This window comes from Paenibacillus sp. FSL R5-0744 (genome assembly GCF_037972555.1).
Classification (GTDB): domain Bacteria; phylum Bacillota; class Bacilli; order Paenibacillales; family Paenibacillaceae; genus Paenibacillus_AQ.
This window is the reverse complement of the sequence record NZ_CP150228.1, coordinates 3,560,546-3,576,137: the sequence shown is the minus strand read 5'-3', so window position 1 is coordinate 3,576,137 and position 15,592 is coordinate 3,560,546. Positions and strand designations below refer to the sequence as shown.

The 15,592-nt window shown below is 41.6% G+C and carries 15 protein-coding genes; 3 read left to right on the top strand and 12 right to left on the bottom strand.

Annotated features, from left to right (window positions below; genetic code table 11):
* Positions 1 to 12 precede the first annotated feature (12 nt).
* The 9 genes from MKY19_RS15600 to MKY19_RS15560 all read right to left on the bottom strand — a co-directional run bounded on the left by MKY19_RS15600 (position 13) and on the right by MKY19_RS15560 (position 11,653).
* On the bottom strand, positions 13 to 2,229 hold the full coding sequence (locus MKY19_RS15600) for an FAD-dependent oxidoreductase (RefSeq protein WP_339795887.1): 2,217 nt from the start codon (positions 2,227 to 2,229) through the stop codon (positions 13 to 15).
* Positions 2,230 to 2,328: 99 nt separating this feature from the next.
* Positions 2,329 to 3,954: a response regulator gene (locus MKY19_RS15595; RefSeq protein ID WP_339795885.1), complete on the bottom strand. Its 1,626-nt coding sequence runs from the start codon at positions 3,952 to 3,954 to the stop codon at positions 2,329 to 2,331.
* Positions 3,951 to 5,690, bottom strand: coding sequence for a histidine kinase (locus tag MKY19_RS15590; protein WP_339795883.1), 1,740 nt, complete (start codon positions 5,688 to 5,690; stop codon positions 3,951 to 3,953). The genes MKY19_RS15595 and MKY19_RS15590 overlap by 4 nt, the downstream gene beginning before the upstream one ends.
* A 277-nt stretch (positions 5,691 to 5,967) precedes the next feature.
* Entirely contained in the window at positions 5,968 to 7,554 is a 1,587-nt protein-coding gene (locus MKY19_RS15585) for an extracellular solute-binding protein (RefSeq protein ID WP_339795881.1), read from the bottom strand.
* Positions 7,555 to 7,620: 66 nt separating this feature from the next.
* Positions 7,621 to 8,490, bottom strand: a complete 870-nt coding sequence (locus MKY19_RS15580) for a carbohydrate ABC transporter permease (RefSeq protein WP_313636918.1) — start codon at positions 8,488 to 8,490, stop codon at positions 7,621 to 7,623.
* 13 nt (positions 8,491 to 8,503) lie between these two features.
* Entirely contained in the window at positions 8,504 to 9,451 is a 948-nt protein-coding gene (locus tag MKY19_RS15575) for an ABC transporter permease subunit (RefSeq protein WP_042188436.1), read from the bottom strand.
* A 350-nt stretch (positions 9,452 to 9,801) separates the two neighbouring features.
* Positions 9,802 to 9,963: a hypothetical protein gene (locus tag MKY19_RS15570; RefSeq protein ID WP_339795876.1), complete on the bottom strand. Its 162-nt coding sequence runs from the start codon at positions 9,961 to 9,963 to the stop codon at positions 9,802 to 9,804.
* 6 nt (positions 9,964 to 9,969) lie between these two features.
* A complete protein-coding gene (locus tag MKY19_RS15565) occupies positions 9,970 to 10,551 on the bottom strand; it encodes a TetR/AcrR family transcriptional regulator (protein WP_042188435.1) in 582 nt (193 codons plus the stop codon).
* A 91-nt stretch (positions 10,552 to 10,642) separates the two neighbouring features.
* A complete protein-coding gene (locus MKY19_RS15560; RefSeq protein ID WP_339795874.1) occupies positions 10,643 to 11,653 on the bottom strand; it encodes a fumarylacetoacetate hydrolase family protein in 1,011 nt (336 codons plus the stop codon).
* Between the two features lie 155 nt (positions 11,654 to 11,808).
* Here MKY19_RS15560 and MKY19_RS15555 point away from each other — a divergent pair, with 155 nt between their 5' ends.
* The gene (locus MKY19_RS15555; RefSeq protein ID WP_339795872.1) at positions 11,809 to 12,831 is read left to right on the top strand and encodes an MBL fold metallo-hydrolase; all 1,023 of its coding nucleotides are present in this window, start codon (positions 11,809 to 11,811) and stop codon (positions 12,829 to 12,831) included.
* Between the two features lie 17 nt (positions 12,832 to 12,848).
* Positions 12,849 to 13,010: a hypothetical protein gene (locus MKY19_RS15550; RefSeq protein ID WP_339795869.1), complete on the top strand. Its 162-nt coding sequence runs from the start codon at positions 12,849 to 12,851 to the stop codon at positions 13,008 to 13,010.
* Here the strand turns inward: MKY19_RS15550 and MKY19_RS15545 are convergent.
* The 3 genes from MKY19_RS15545 to MKY19_RS15535 all read right to left on the bottom strand — a co-directional run bounded on the left by MKY19_RS15545 (position 12,998) and on the right by MKY19_RS15535 (position 14,998).
* Entirely contained in the window at positions 12,998 to 13,822 is an 825-nt protein-coding gene (locus tag MKY19_RS15545) for a hypothetical protein (protein WP_339241155.1), read from the bottom strand. The genes MKY19_RS15550 and MKY19_RS15545 overlap by 13 nt on opposite strands.
* Positions 13,823 to 13,907: 85 nt before the next feature.
* Positions 13,908 to 14,501, bottom strand: coding sequence for an RNA polymerase sigma factor (locus MKY19_RS15540; RefSeq protein WP_042188431.1), 594 nt, complete (start codon positions 14,499 to 14,501; stop codon positions 13,908 to 13,910).
* A 350-nt stretch (positions 14,502 to 14,851) separates the two neighbouring features.
* A complete protein-coding gene (locus MKY19_RS15535; protein ID WP_339795867.1) occupies positions 14,852 to 14,998 on the bottom strand; it encodes a hypothetical protein in 147 nt (48 codons plus the stop codon).
* Between the two features lie 58 nt (positions 14,999 to 15,056).
* Here MKY19_RS15535 and MKY19_RS15530 point away from each other — a divergent pair, with 58 nt between their 5' ends.
* On the top strand, positions 15,057 to 15,584 hold the full coding sequence (locus tag MKY19_RS15530; RefSeq protein ID WP_339795865.1) for a DUF1036 domain-containing protein: 528 nt from the start codon (positions 15,057 to 15,059) through the stop codon (positions 15,582 to 15,584).
* Positions 15,585 to 15,592 lie beyond the last annotated feature (8 nt).

The window sequence follows — 15,592 nt, the reverse complement described above, 5'->3', positions numbered from 1 at the left end:
CTTCACCTGACCTCATTTATCAATTTTAGGAGCAAACAATTTTACTGCAAACACTTCAAAATAAGGCGAACCATACGTTGCGCAGAAATTAATCCGGATTCGGGTTACATGTTTCGCATCCACCTTATGTTTATTCAACGTGAGATAATTCCCACGAGTTATGATTGTCCTCTCGGTTCCGTCTTCTAAGGTCAAGGTCATATCATAATCTTGGATAAGGGACTCGATCGGGTCGTTGAAATGCTCCAAATCCAACTGTGAATTGAAAACAAGATGGATTTCGTCTACATTTTTGGGGCTTGCAAAACAGAATTCCAACCATTCCTGTTCTTCCGTACGTTCAGAAATCCAGCCGTTCGGTAGACCATAAGGTCTGGAGAAGCCGTTGACGACATTCTCGGGATTATACATACTCTGGGACGGTAACAGATCCTTGAAGCAAATGCTCTTATTGAATTTCTTCAGCCTGGACGGCTCTTCCGGCCTATAATGGAAGCTGACCGCTCCTGTTATTTTTTCTTCATTGCCGTAGACGGCAAGGCTCGCCGTACCTTCCAATACGATGTAGATTTTGTCGTCAGCCGGTTTCTTGCAGCCCAAATTTAGCGTAATCCAGTCGTCATGACCGGCTGCAATATCCAAGCGGTAATCTTTCAACTCGCTGGTGGGAATGTAGTTTTCCTTCCGTTCCCCGGCAAACAGCTTTACATGCAAAGTTTCCGAATGCTCGGACCTATTTTTAATTTTGATCCGTACACTTTCAGCCACGGATGTCTGAATCGGCAAGACCAAACATAACCCTTTCTCCAAGGGAATCTCTTCAGTTGGATGAAGATTATCATAGCTGCGCTGAGACGAGGCACGAATAGTTAATCCGTCAGCGAAGTAAGGATTCAATTCCTCTTGAAGCCCTACAATCGTTTGGCCATCTCGAAGCAGCAGCGCCTGCAGCTCCTCCATATGAGATTCGACTATGGCCGCAGGGTCTATCTCATATTTCAAGCATAACGAAGCTGCCGTTCCAACCGCCTGCCCCATACAACCGCAGGTTGCCATTACCCTAGTAGATCCGAAAGCCACATGGGTAGCACTTATATTGCGACCAGCGAACATGAGATTAGGAATATTTCGTGAATATAAACTGCGGAAAGGGATATTGTACAATCCAGGCACGAAATTCCATGCTGTAGCTGGCCCCTCATCGTAGATGCCCTTATTCGCATGTAAATCCATATACCATCCACCGACGGATACAGCATCTTCGAAATGCGGCTTTGCTGTAAGATCGTTCTGAGACAACATGTGGTCTCCTATGAACCGCCTCGACTCCCGCTTTCCAGGAATCGGGCATACATAATCCAAGATGAGATTGTCTACATCATCAAATTCGCCGCTATTTTTGATATAATCCCAAATCCCGTACACCAATTTCCGCAGTTCCAATGCGATGTCTTCATTATTCTTGATAATATCCATATGTCCACCATATTCTAGCCACCACAATCCGCCAAGCCCATTGATTTTTCTTGGTAAAGCCCGATGGTTTAAACCTTTTCTGATACTATCGAAAAAAGCCAACTTCGTAATATCATACGCAAAGCCAGGTCTTTTGAATGGAACGGAATATTCTACGTCACGGGCTTGAAACAGGATCGTATCGCCCATGGTGTAATGGTCCGCCACTTCAGGAGCCAATTCTTCCATGTATTCATGCTTCGCTTCTCTCCCCCAGCGGAAGAGAGCACCTGCTTGATATCCGACAACTCCATCTCCGGAGCAATCGATGTAGGTTCGGCTTTCGAAACGAAATTTTCTTTCGGAAGCCAATTGAAGGCCCTCCACCCATTTAATTCTACCGTTCTCCATGCCCGTTTCATGCACGCATGTATTCAGAAACAGAGAAATGTTAGGCTCAGCATAAACCATATCCAACAAGACCGTATCCGAAAGCGAAAGCATAAGCTTCTTGTTGTATAACGGATTATAGTGAAAAATCTTCAACTTGAGTTCTTCCACCAATCCGCCCTCGCGTGCATAATAGGATGGACTGTTTCCGAGATATGCTGACCCGTTGATATGAACCCGGACCTCGCTGCTCGCATTTCCTCCAAGAACCGGCCGATCATTAATAAGTGAAACCTGCAGCCCTTGGCGTGCGGCAGCAATGGCAGCGCATATCCCAGCAATACCTCCGCCTACGACGGTTACATCTGCTTTAATAAGCTCCATTTTGATAACCTCCATGATTAGATCCTTCTATCATGGTAAGCCTTTTGTTGCTCTTTTTTTTACATGATTTCACGAGAAATTTATACATTTTTTGCAACCTTATTTGGATTCATATCGTGTCATTTTTATCCGATATTGCTTAGGCGTATCACCCGTATATTCTTTAAATAGTTTACAAAAATAACCTTCATTCACAATTCCTACTTCCTCACACAATTCCAATAAAGAATAATCCTGAACATTTAACAGCTCGAGAGCTAAGTGAATTTTTTTGCGGTTGATGTAGCTGATAACGCCCTCGTTCATTGTTTTTTTGAATAAGCTGCTAAAATACGATGGAGCTAAATTCACTTCCTCAGCAATAGCCTCAAGCGTTAATCTCTGTTTCAGGTTTTTCTCTATAAAGCGCATAGCACTCATGATTTCTATACGATGTAAAAGCTGGCCAGCGTGTACATATTCGAATGTGAAGTCGCCAATATAGGCAAGCTGCTCCCGAAATGTCATGAATTTTATGGGAAACTCTGATGCATCCGTGGTCAACGAGTTCCCCGATTTAAATTTCGCAGTAATGTCTCTGTACAAGCCTTGAAGCATAGGTGCCATGATGGACTTATGAATTTTATAATCCGTTACAAATTGGTTTAAAGCAGAGAGTTCTTTCTCTAGCTCTTCCTTGGAAACTTTCCTTTGTACCCATGTGAGAAAATCAGCCAGTTTCAGCTGAAAGTCCTCCTTTTTGTCATTACGGTAATGGAACCGATGCATGGGTGTTTTGACTACTTTCTCTTCATGATAATAGAAATCCTCACTCACGATATTAGCTTCCATGTAAGCTTGTTTGATAGATTCCCAGCCTCGGTGCGGACCTCCAAAAGCGACGGATACCCTTTGATTCAAATATTGATGTAAATGGGAGACGATCTGACTACCCAATGAATGGCAAGCATATTCCGTGTCCATATCGCTGCGATTATTTTCCCAGGAAAGAAAGCCAATAAAACGATTATCGGATAGATCCGCTGCTACACCTCTGCCACCATTCACCACAGTTTCTTCGATTATATTCGTAATCGCATATTTCAAGATGTTTTGATCAGACGCTGAATAATCGTTTCGGAAACTTTCATACAAATTCATTTCAACAATGAAGCAGCAATAGTTGGCTTGAAAGAAATGGAATTGCATGCGATTGGCAAAATCCGATGCCCGATGAGAAGGAATTTCGCCTCTGATAAGCTCATTAAAAAATTGCTTTCGGACTCTATATTTATTTTCAAGCACGGATACGTTTAACGATTGAAATTCCGCTTCTTTTTTCTTAACCTCATTTAAAATCCCGGCTGCCTTATCTAAAGCGCGATCTAAATCCTTTTCCCTGAGCGGAACCTTAACAATGTACTCCAAGACGTTGGCTTGAATAGCTCTCTGGGCGTATTCAAAGGATGAATAAGCGGTCAAAAGAATGTATTGGGTATGGGGAAGCTTTGGTTTTAGCTGCTCAATCATGGAAATTCCATCCATTCGAGGCATTACGATATCAGATATCACGATATCCGGCTTAAGCTTTACGATCTCCTCTATCCCTTCCAGACCATTTTTTGCTTTTCCCACTAAATGAAATCGCTTATCCCTATGGGAGAGCTCGTTAAAAAACAATTCCAATCTCTGAATGATTAGATCTTCATCGTCAACAATGAAGCAGGTGTAGTCTCTCACCATCATGCATCTCCTTTAAACGAGCCTGCTGGGAATAAGGCTTGAACACGGGTTATTTCCTTAGGTATGCTTATGATTTGAAGCCCGAATTGTTCTCCGTAGTGAAGTTTTATTCGGTCATGAATATTATTTAACCCGATTCTTTTCCTTTTCAATTCCACATCACTCGGTTCTGAAATCAAAATATGCTTTATTTTATCAGTTGGAATTCCCTCCCCTAGATCAACTACTTCTATGATGACGATGCCGCCCTCCCTGTACGCATGAATAGTAATAGGGCCTTCGATCCCCCCTCCGTTATAACCATGGAAGATACTATTCTCCACAAGGGGCTGCAGCAGCATTCGAAAAACTGGGAAATCTATTAAATCTGCTTCGATATTTTCAATCAAGTGGAAGTTCCTGTTATAGCGGATGTTCTGGATCGCGATATAGTCCGAGACATTTTGCAATTCCTGACGTAGTGAAACCTTCTCCGAAGCATCAGCTATCCCATATTCCAATATTGAAATGAGAGACTCGATCACCACATCTACTTTCTCTATTTGTCCGAGTCGTATGACATTGCTGATAGAACCAAGCGTGTTATATAGAAAATGAGGGTTTATTTGAGACTGAAGCACTTGGATTTCCAGCTTCCGCTCAAGTTCATTATGTAGCTCTGCTCCCCGTATCAGTTCCACAATTTGCTGAAGCATACGATCGAATGCGCGGGAGAGATCTCCAAACTCATCGTTTCGGTTAATCGATATTGTAGTTGTGAGGAGGCCTTGCTCCACCCGCTTCATTTTTGTTTTGAGCGCATAGAGAGGGGTCCTTATATATTTGGCAATAAAAAAGGAAATGAACAGACTTAAGAGAAGACCTGCAGCTAGAAGCCCGATATAATAGGTTTCCAATCTGGACAAAGCAGCTTTCAAGCGTGATTCATCATTGATCGAGATGATGGTCCAGTTGAATTTCTCAGTCGGTTTTTTCAAAAGGGAGACTGGAATACCATCCTTGGTATGTAGTTGAAGGCTTGTTTCTGTAGTATCCAGAATTTGTTCCACCGTCGTTTCACCGATTGAAAAAGTATGATCTTGAATATTCATGGGTCCTTTATTTTCCGAAAATCCGGCAATGATTTTTCCCGATGCGGTGATTAGAGCCAAATCCATTTGTTCTTTTTTATTAATCTTGAACAAGGTTTCTTCAATGGCATTTAGATCCAAATCTACCGCAATGGCCATAGGAAACGGAGCACTATTCAGATATCGAACCATCGTAACTGTCCAGCCGGAATATTTAGATTTGTAAGGATCACTGACAAATGTAGTCCTTCTGTTCTTGTCAGCCGCATCAAACAAAGGTTCTCTTTCAGCTAAAGGTTCATCGAATATTCGGGTAGGTGTACTCCCGCCTAGAATGGATAAATCGCTTTTGATCAAATAAATATTACTGACGTAATTACTGTTGAGTTCATACAGCTCTCTTAATTGCTTTTTAATCACTTCTGTATTGTCAATGTTGGCTTTCACCGATGTTTCGACCGAGAACAGGATCGTCTGGAAAGAGGAAAAATTAACTGTGAAATACTGATCTACCTTGTCTAGTATTTGGTTGGTGTAATAAATGTCAGTTTTTCTTATTTCCTTTTGGACATAGTGGTAAGACAATTGACTTATCAAGATTATGCAGCTTAATACAAATGCAAACACGATAAAAAATAATTTTAAAGGCAAGCTTATTCTTCTTCGCATCTATCATCTTCCTTTTAAACAAATAATAGCATATGACAAGAAGAAACGCCTTCGGCGTCCTTTTTAAGGACGATAAGCGTTTCTTCGAAAAATAGAAGGAAAAAGTATAAAGTAAAACTTATACTTTCTTATATTTCAATAAAGAGAGGGGCTATTTATAGCCTCTCTCTTTGTTTAAGAGATAAGAATTTATATGCTTCGCGCATAAATGTTCCTTATCTTTCTCGCTGAAACGGTACCGTCCTTTAAAAGGACGGCGAAGCCGTTTCTACTTGATTTACTTAATTAAGCCCGCTTCTTTAAATTGCTTGATTACTGTGTCCTTATATTTCTGCATGTCAAACTTGGTATCCAACGTATTGAGGAAATTCTCCCAGTTAGAAAGAGGATCCTTTCCGGTCATAAATTTGACCAAACTTTCATTAATGAAACGTTGGCGGTCAGCTGCCAATGTATCGTTCGGGTCTTCAGTCAATAAATTCCCGGGCAAAGTAGGCGCCACGTACTTCTGATTGTTCTCAAAAGCTTCTGCCGTCTTAGGATTCTGGAAGCTGAAGTACTCAGCATCATCACCACGACGCGGCATTCTATAATGGTCAACCCATAGGTACTTTTCTTTCATTTCCTTTGATAATTCGGAGGTTTTATTCTTGATCTTGCCGTCCACTAAATCCCAATGAATCCCTTTAATTCCGTATGCAAAATTCGGATATGCTTCTTTGTCCGTAAAGAGATAATTCAGCATGGATAAGATCCGAATGATTTTGTCCTTATCCGCTTTCTTGGATATGGCCCATGAATTGCCTTGGAACGATTTTCTCTCTACAATTTGATCACCATAAGGACCTATCATTGGAGGAATGACGATCCATTCCGGTACCTCTCCACTGATTTCTTTCATTTTCTGCTGATAATCCGGTTCCAGCCTGCGTGCATCTCTTATCATGAAGCCAACTTTACCCTTAAATAACTTTTGGTCCAACAAATCGGGAGTATTCATCGTCACCCAGTCTGGATCTACAACTTTGGCTTCCATCATTTTATTGATATAAGTGAGCGCCTCTTTCATTTTTGGGTCGGTATACAGGAACACCGGTTCATTGTCTTTCACATCAATGGCTGATGGAGGATTGACGCCAAACATCCACATCAAACTATCGAAGCCGTAGGTTTGCAGATTGCCTTCTTTATTCATGCCGCCTATGAATCCGTAAGTATCGTTTTTGCCATTACCGTCCGGGTCTTTCTCTGTAAAGGCTTTCATAACTTCGAATAACTCGTCAGGTGTCGTTGGCACTTCCATATTCAACTTTTTCAGCCAATCATTGCGAATGAAGAAGCTTCGACTGATACCATTTACATTATCATAACCTGGAACCCCAATGGTTTTTCCTTGATAGGACATCGCCTCCCAGGAGTCGTTGCTAAAACGTTTCTGTAATTCAGGAAATTGATCCAGATACGGTGTCAAATCCGCAAGAACGCCTTGGTCATAATATTGCGCGAGATCAGCCCGGCTTTTCAAGAAAATCAAATCTGGAATATCTCCTCCAGCAATGAGCGTATTTAATTTAGTCGTTGCTTGACCTGATTGAGGAATCATCATTTCCAAGTCGATATTTACTGCTTTCTCCAACATTTGTCGTTGGATATCTTCTTCACGGGGAGGAATCGGAGCAGCAGCATTGAAAGTGCCTTGGTTAAACATCGAAATTTTCAATTTTTTTTCAAAGGGACTAGACTGGCCTTGTGAATTACCCGTAGCTGACGATGTAACCTCTTTTTTGTCCCCACATCCTGACAATACCGTTCCCACACCGACCATTGCTGTCAGAATAGCAAATGTAATCGCTTTACGTTGCATAATGACCTCTCCTTTGCTTCTATATTATCACGGTTTCCCCGTAACAACTCAGGTTGGAATTTCTTTTTAACCTTTAACAGATCCCAAGAGTACACCTTTGGTAAAATGCTTTTGCATAAATGGGTAAACGATCAAAATCGGAACTGTAGTCACGACAACTGCTGCCATTTGTATAGCGAACGTACTAACAGCTCCGGTATTGGCAAGCGAATCAGCACTTTGGGTTGCGACGTTAAGCAGGATGTTGCGCAAGATCACTTGAAGCGGCATTAAGTTGGAATCATTGATATAAACAATAGCATCGAAATAACTATTCCAATGCCCGACTGCGTAAAATAAGGAAATTGTGGAAAGGACGGGCAAGGACAGGGGTAAAATGATCCGCCATAACGACTGAAGCTCACTTGCACCGTCTACCCTCGCTGATTCCTCGATTTCAGCAGGCAATTGCTCGAAAAAGCCTTTAATGATCACCAGATTAAATGCACTAATGAGATTTGGAATAATCAATACCCACGGACTGTTTAGCAATCCCAGAGAGCGGACTAGTAAATAAGTCGGAATTAATCCTCCCCCAAACATCATGGTAAAGACAATGAATAGTAAAAATGGGCTTCGACCCGGCAAATATTTTTTGGATAACGGATATGCCGCTATTACCGTAAAGAACACATTGAGAGCAGTGCCTACTATTGTTCGAAACAATGTAATTTTATACGCCTGCCCGATACCATGAGAAATGAATACTTCTTTATAGGCTAGAAAGGTAAAGGTTTCTGGTATAATAACAATTCCTCTTCTTAACACTTCCGATTCTGGCGTCACTGAAACAGCAACCACATATAGAAAGGGTAGTAAGCAAAGTAGAGCTAGCAAAATAAGAATAAAATAAACGACGGCTTGCCAGACTTTCTCTCCGATTGTCAAATTGATCATTTTGATAACCACCTCACCAAATTTGCCCATCGAATTTTTTGGCGAGCTTATTCGCTGCCAACACTAAAACAAATCCGATGACCGCTTTAAACAATCCCACAGCAGTAGCCAAGCCAATCTTAAGTCGCTCGAGCCCTTCACGGTATACCCATGTGTCGATAATGTCGATCTTCTCCTGATTAAAGCTGTTGGCAAACATGAATATTTGGTCAAAACCAGCATCCAGAATATGGCTTAATTTAAGGATCAGCATCAGAATCATCACGCCTCGAATGCCGGGAAGTGTTACATGCCATAGCTGTCTCCATTTGGAAGCGCCATCAATTCTAGCCGCTTCATATAAGCTTGGATCGATTCCTGCTAGTGCTGCAAGGTACAATATCGCTCCCCATCCAATATCCTTCCATATTTCAGATAAGATGATCAGCAGTCTGCCCCAGGCAGGTTCCGTTAGGAATGAGATGGGTTCAACTCCAGCTTCCTTCAAAATCATGTTAAAAAGACCATCCCCTGGGGCTAATAATGCCACCATCATTCCATAAACAATGACCCATGATAGAAAGTGGGGTAAATAAGTGATCGTTTGTACGATTTTCTTAAACCATTGGGTATAAACTTCATTGAGCAGCAAAGCAAGTATGATAGGAGCTGAGAAACCGAACAATAGCTTATACAGCGATATGATTATCGTATTTCTCATGATGTCCCAGAAATAAACGCCGTTCATAAAATCTGTAAAATTTCTAAATCCCACCCATGGACTATCCCATAGTCCCAATGCTAGGTTATAGTTTTTAAAAGCAATAATGATTCCCGCCATAGGAACGTATTTGAAAACGGCAAAGTAAAGTAATGCCGGGAACAAGAGAGCGTACATCACTTTATACTTTTTTATCGTTCTTATCCATGAATTCCGCTTTTTGGTGAGGGGAATGGCGTCCGCTGCCAATTTTGCTTGCATATCATCACCTCGTCTTTATTTATATTTGTATAATAGCATCCCACTACCCGAATAAATTTCTGTGATTTCAAGAATTTCTTATAAGATTTTAAGTAAATACAGCCTTGGATAATTTCAATACAATAGGCATGATTGTCTTGATTTAAAGCTGTACAATAACTCTGACTCGAAAGTTTGAGTATAGACCAAATACAATCCTGAGGTCTCAAACAAAAAAAGCCCTAGAGAAAATTGGGCTTAATTTAATGAGACATGTTTTTTATATAATGCATCCACGTATTTTATTTTCCATTACTAAAAACTACATTCATGAGCAAAAAAGGCATCCTCCAGCGTGGAAGGATTACCTTTTACTTCTCCAATGTTCCATCAGCAACGATTGTTCCATGCTTAATAATCATCACATCATCAACCGTCGCTGCATGCTCTTCCATTAGATGAATGGATAGTAACACCGAGTTTCCAGCCTCAGCCCGTTCTCGTAAGTTTAGACTTCTCATTAAATAAATCAATAGTGCTTATGACTGAGCCAAAATTCCTTTAACAAACAATGAGACACTGTGCTTGTAGAACTCTTCCTCGGTGACGAGTTGGGATTGATATTGCCGGTGAATCAGCTCGCTCATCTGAAATCCGTAGCACATCGAGAGAAAAGACATTGCGACAAGACGCTCATCCTGTCTGGCTATAACTTTTTTATTCTGCAAGCGTTGAAAATATTCAACCAGCAAGGAGTGAAGCTTCGCCGGCGGATCGGCTAGCACTCTGTCTAATTCGGGAAGCATTCCTTTGTCGCGGATGCCAATCAAAATGATGTCCGCATTTTTATGGAAAAACAAACGGTACTGCTGACTTACATTCAGCAGATCGATTTCCGGGTTATCGGTCGCGTCCTCTTTTAACAGCTTCTCAAATTGCGGGATATCCGAATGTCTTTCAATGATGGTTTCCAATATGCCTTGCTTGCTTCCAAATTGCCGGAAAATCGTAGATTCATTGACTTTAGCTTCCGTTGCAATGGCTTTGGTGCTTACTCCCCGATAGCCCTTCTTTTTGATGAGCTGTGTCGCGGCTTCAATGATTCTGTCTGAAGTTTGCATTGTATTTCTCCTTTTGCATATGTTAATCCTATTCTACTACAAGTTTTGCATATGCAGCAGGGTCGGGGTTCATCATTTTGATAAACGTTTTTTAAGGCAAATCGCTTCTTTTTTCCCAGCGGCTTGGTTCCGTAATCTTGACATGATTAGGCACCAATTGCGTGAGCGTGCCTAATTTATCAAATGTAATCTGGATTCGGTCAGAGGGCAACAGCCATTCTTCGGTCTCGATTGCGCAGCAATCCGGTATCGTCCCCATTCCTATAATCGTGCCCGGGAGTGGCGTGAAAACTTTGAGAACCTCCTCCATCACTTTTGCAGGGTGTGCAGAATACTCGGATGTGCTTCCCTTCCAGTGCAGTCTCTCCCCGATGCGTACATCCACATCCAGTGCCAGCGGGTTGTCGATTTCATCCGGCGTTACCAGAAATGGTCCTATTCCTTTGCTGCGATCGAAATCTTTGCAGCGCGTCGGTCCGGTCATCGCCTGGAAATCCGGCCACTGCACATCGCGGACAGTACTGTCGTTAAAAATAACATAACCTGCAATGCAGTTCCCCTTCCCTGTAACAAAGGCCAGCTCCGGCTCGATATCCAGGTAGGAAGAGTACGAAGGCCAATGAATCGTATCCCCATCGCCAATTAATGCATTATGGTTACACTTATAATAACTGAAAGTTACTTTATTCAGATCTTGCTGGAATTTTTCGAAAATTTTACGTGTAAGCTCTTCTCTTTCCGGCCCTGTATATTCTCTTTGCAGCAGATTTACGCCAGCATTTCTCAGATGTCTTGGTGTCAGTCCGAAATCGATAAGCGCAGCCGGATTTGGAACTGGCGGCAGCAGTTTTACCGCTACAATCGGGCAGATTTCATTTTTATTAAATTGATGCGACTGTTCGACCGCATATTGCATTAATTCCTTAGCGGCATCATAACTTGACGGTAAATAATGAAGATAGCTGTCCATACTTTCAAGACTGTCAACGAATGTTCCCTGCTTTTTCATGATTGCGGCAAAAGACACGACAAATTTCTCGTTAATTACAAGCCCAAACAAAGGTTCCTGGGATGTCTTGGTTTGAAAGGTTACTAGTTTCATGTTGCAGCGCCTCCATGCATGTAGTGTGATGTTGTTCTGTTACATCATATTACATGGAGCGAATGCATGCAAGTACATGCTTGCATTTATGTTTTCCACTCTCTATAATAAAGGCATGCTTTACCCCAAAAACATATACACAAAGGAGAATTTTCATGAAGTATGGACGTATTATCCAAAAACCTCGCGTTAAATTTTTTGAAGTCGCAGATGGCGTCTTTGCCGGTATTTCGCCGTATCGCGGCATCAGTTGGGCCAATGCCGGGTTCATCAACAAGGGTGAAGGGCTGGTGTATGACACGTTCTTCGATTTGTTCCATGCACGGGAAATGCGGGAGGCTTTTAATGAAGTAAGTAACGGTGGCTCTCCCGCATATGTGGTGAACTCGCACTATAACAGTGATCATGCCTGGGGAAACAAAGTGTTTGAAGATGCTTGCATTATTATGCACAAGGAAGCGTCCAGAGAGCGTCTCACCGAAAATATCGCTTGGATGGATAACGTCATCAGAAGAGGAAAGGATTCTCCGGAATCGACTTCGGGCGAGCGGTTTTTTGCAGCGGAATTTGAAGGATTCGACCTGGAAGGCGTAGAATGGGTGCTCCCGAATATTGAGATAAAGGACGATATCAACATCCGTCTTGGCGAAACGGAAGTTATGATTTACAACGTAGCTCCCGCCCACTCTGACAGTGACTTGCTGATGTGGATGCCAAAAGAAAAAGTGCTGTTCGCCGGCGATGTCGTGTTTAACGGGTGTACGGCATACAGCGAAGAGGGAACCCTCAATTGGGTTAAAGTGCTTGATCGCATTATTGATGAAATTAAACCCGAAATCGTTGTTCCAGGACATGGCGCCATCTGTGGCCTGGACTTCGTGAAGGAGCAGAGAGACTACCTCTTGAACTTGATCAGCGAGTTCAACAAGCATTACAATGACGAAATTGATGCCTTGTCCCTGACCAAGCAAATTGATATTTCCCGCTTCCTTCATTGGATTCAGCCAGAACGCTTGTATGTTACAGTGGACATCCTATTGAAAAGCAAACGAGGGTTACCACCCCTTCCAATTTGGAACGAGGTGCCTGCTAAGCTGGAAGACATGAAAGCTTTTTTGGCTGGAAAATATGGCAATCAGATCAAGCCATGGGACCCTATGAGTGTTTGGCAAGAATAGCAATTTACAGCTAACCTATGAAAAACAAAAGAACGGCCCTGTCGCAAACGATGCGAACAGCGGCCGTTCTTTTGAATTGTTCAACGGAATTAAAATGGGCGCTTAGAACCGACTATGATCAACCCCAACTAGATTTGGAGAAGATTCCCGTTGTTTTTAATATTTATTATTCCAAATAGCCTTTTGCAATTTTCATCAAAGTTTCTTTGCTTACTTTATTTATGTCTCCACGTAAAGTATAGGCGTATTTCACCTTTTTGTCTGGGCTCTCGTATACCCATTTCAGCTCGTGCGTCTGCGAAGGAGCAAATTCTGTATGCAGCATTTCTACTCCCTTCACTTGAACCTTCTCCTGCTTAAATTCAACCTTCTCGTCAATATACATTGTAGGATCGCTCTTTCCACTCAGATTAGTGATATTAACCCCGATTTTATCTTCGCCATTTTGATACGTAGCAAAGAGAAGGAAAAACTGATCTGTCATTTCAACCGGCATCATGGCATATCCCTGATTGGATTCTTCCGCCTGCTTTCTCAGCTTTTCTGCCATTTTCTTTTTTTCTTCCGAAGAAGGAGGATTCACTTCCTGAGCATTTTTAAAGATTACGTCCGCCTTTTGGAATGTATAATTTCCATTGACTTTGTCTGCGATCTTAATGGATTTATCCGTAATCTTATCTCTCAATTGAGAAAGATCTTGGAAGATAGTCACCTTCGTTCCAAGAATTGTTTCATGATTCGGATTATTGGCAACCATATAGAACAGCCCAGCTTCCCCGTTCTTTAGCACCTTATCCTTAAGTTCATAAAATGCCTTGTAACGCTCTATCTCATCTTTCGATTCTGTTTTTCCGTAATCTTTCGTCGATTTAGTCTCATATACGACTTCGCCATCCTTATTCGTCAAAGAATGATATTGAACTGCCGCATAACCTGTGGAGGCCATTAACATCATCCCTACACACGCAGTCAAAACAACTTTATATTTCATAAAAAACCTCTCCTTTTCTTTTGGCTTAGCATGTAATATTCTCATTACTTTTCCTGTCAAGTCGGCGTCGGGAATGCGCGGGTCATCAAACAGTCTTTTCAAATCCCGATCCCTGTCCATATTCATACACTCCCACTCCCTTCACTTGAGCATAATACTTTCGAAATTTTGCAGATGCACGTTCGTACTTTTTACGAAGGCTGGCACTGTTTTTGCCGAGAATCAATCCGATCTCCTGGTAGCTTTTATCCTCGACACAACGTAAGATTAACAAATTACGCTCTTCCGCCGATAATTTTGCCATGGCTTGATGTACGGATTCATCAAAATAGTTGGCTTCAATATGCAAGTCGACTTCATTATTTTCTTTCTCATCCTGGTAAAAGAAAGGCAAATATTTCACCAACTTTCGCTTACGGATGATGTCGATACATTGATGGTAGGCAATCTTGTATACCCAGGCGCCAAAATCTATTTGATATTGGGTATATTTCTTCAACGTGCGGAATGTCTTCAAAAATACTTCCTGTGCGTTATCCTCGGCTTCGGCGTAATTGCCCAGCATATGATAACAGTAGAGAAAAATCGGTTTTTGATAAACCTCCATGATTTTTTCGAATTTTTCTGTGTCCCCATCCAACACATCTGCAATGATCTGACTTAACTCCGTATCATTCAAGCTGTCTCCCCCCCTTTCACTCTATACAACGAAGAGCTCGACCCAAAATGTGACAGCAATTGTTTATGTATTAAGCCATAGTTACTTACTTTAAATATTTTTTTCTTTTGTTGTATGTGAAAATTCATAGTCAGTTAGAGCCGCATCATAGACAAAGCCTGCAACCCCCTACACAGCATAAATGCGTTCATCTTCTTCATAAACCTTAGGAATATCAAGACTATGTATCATCACATTTTCTGTAGTAGATTCAAAGAAAAAACGGATTTTGGTGTTTACCTAGATCTTATATAAAAAACGAAAGGTGCCCTAAACAGCCATAAAATGGCTTTCTGGACACCGCAAGAGAATTAATCAGTCTTTTGTTTTAGATATTCATCTTGGTACGATTGTTGAAATAAAACTGTAATAAGTAGTGCTAGAACTTCATAAATCCAAATCGTCAGTTTACTCATGAGCAGCCCAATCGATTCGAAATTGTTTCTCTTGATGTCCATTTCCTTCTCCTATTAAACTGCATACTTTATCCTATTAACAAGAAGGGAGCTGAATGCAATGGGACTTAGTTTTCGTAACAATACGAGTTTAACTGTATATGTTGCCTTCGCATATTACTCCTCTGCAAGCTGTAATCAGGACTCTAACCCCTTGATACCTTGGCCCAGCTGGTATGAAGCGGTAGGTTGGTACACAATAAATCCAGGTCAAACGGTAGAGGTATTGAGTGGGGAAGTCAACAATCGAGAGATATATTACTATGCTGAATCTTCAGATAGGCGTCTTGTATGGTCAGGTGTTAATTATCTTACTCTACCGCAAAATGCTTTCAAACTTTGTGGTGGCGCAGGTTACTGTGATGCTCCGCTTTGTAGAAGGCTAGGATTGAGAAAAATCAGTATTGGTAACTTCAGAAATTACACAGTTAATATTGTATCTAGTAATATTCAAAGTCAATCTAAGTTTTTAAATGTCAACACGGCAGTTCCTGGTAAAAAGAAGAATGTTGGCCGGAGTACCTCTCCTATTAAAGGTCTTCGAGTTGTAAGGCCTGCTGCTGGCAGAAAATCTATCTCGAAACGTTAGACGTAAAA

What these genes read in the sequence shown, in the direction of transcription:
- MKY19_RS15530 (WP_339795865.1), top strand. Translation starts at nt 15,057, where the DNA reads ATGGGACTTAGTTTTCGTAACAATACGAGTTTAACTGTATATGTTGCC.
- MKY19_RS15600 (WP_339795887.1), bottom strand. Translation starts at nt 2,229, where the DNA reads ATGGAGCTTATTAAAGCAGATGTAACCGTCGTAGGCGGAGGTATTGCT.
- MKY19_RS15550 (WP_339795869.1), top strand. Translation starts at nt 12,849, where the DNA reads ATGAAAAACAAAAGAACGGCCCTGTCGCAAACGATGCGAACAGCGGCC.
- MKY19_RS15590 (WP_339795883.1), bottom strand. Translation starts at nt 5,690, where the DNA reads ATGCGAAGAAGAATAAGCTTGCCTTTAAAATTATTTTTTATCGTGTTT.
- MKY19_RS15545 (WP_339241155.1), bottom strand. Translation starts at nt 13,822, where the DNA reads ATGAAATATAAAGTTGTTTTGACTGCGTGTGTAGGGATGATGTTAATG.
- MKY19_RS15575 (WP_042188436.1), bottom strand. Translation starts at nt 9,451, where the DNA reads ATGCAAGCAAAATTGGCAGCGGACGCCATTCCCCTCACCAAAAAGCGG.
- MKY19_RS15535 (WP_339795867.1), bottom strand. Translation starts at nt 14,998, where the DNA reads ATGGACATCAAGAGAAACAATTTCGAATCGATTGGGCTGCTCATGAGT.
- MKY19_RS15560 (WP_339795874.1), bottom strand. Translation starts at nt 11,653, where the DNA reads ATGAAACTAGTAACCTTTCAAACCAAGACATCCCAGGAACCTTTGTTT.
- MKY19_RS15565 (WP_042188435.1), bottom strand. Translation starts at nt 10,551, where the DNA reads ATGCAAACTTCAGACAGAATCATTGAAGCCGCGACACAGCTCATCAAA.
- MKY19_RS15580 (WP_313636918.1), bottom strand. Translation starts at nt 8,490, where the DNA reads ATGATCAATTTGACAATCGGAGAGAAAGTCTGGCAAGCCGTCGTTTAT.
- MKY19_RS15595 (WP_339795885.1), bottom strand. Translation starts at nt 3,954, where the DNA reads ATGATGGTGAGAGACTACACCTGCTTCATTGTTGACGATGAAGATCTA.
- MKY19_RS15585 (WP_339795881.1), bottom strand. Translation starts at nt 7,554, where the DNA reads ATGCAACGTAAAGCGATTACATTTGCTATTCTGACAGCAATGGTCGGT.
- MKY19_RS15555 (WP_339795872.1), top strand. Translation starts at nt 11,809, where the DNA reads ATGAAGTATGGACGTATTATCCAAAAACCTCGCGTTAAATTTTTTGAA.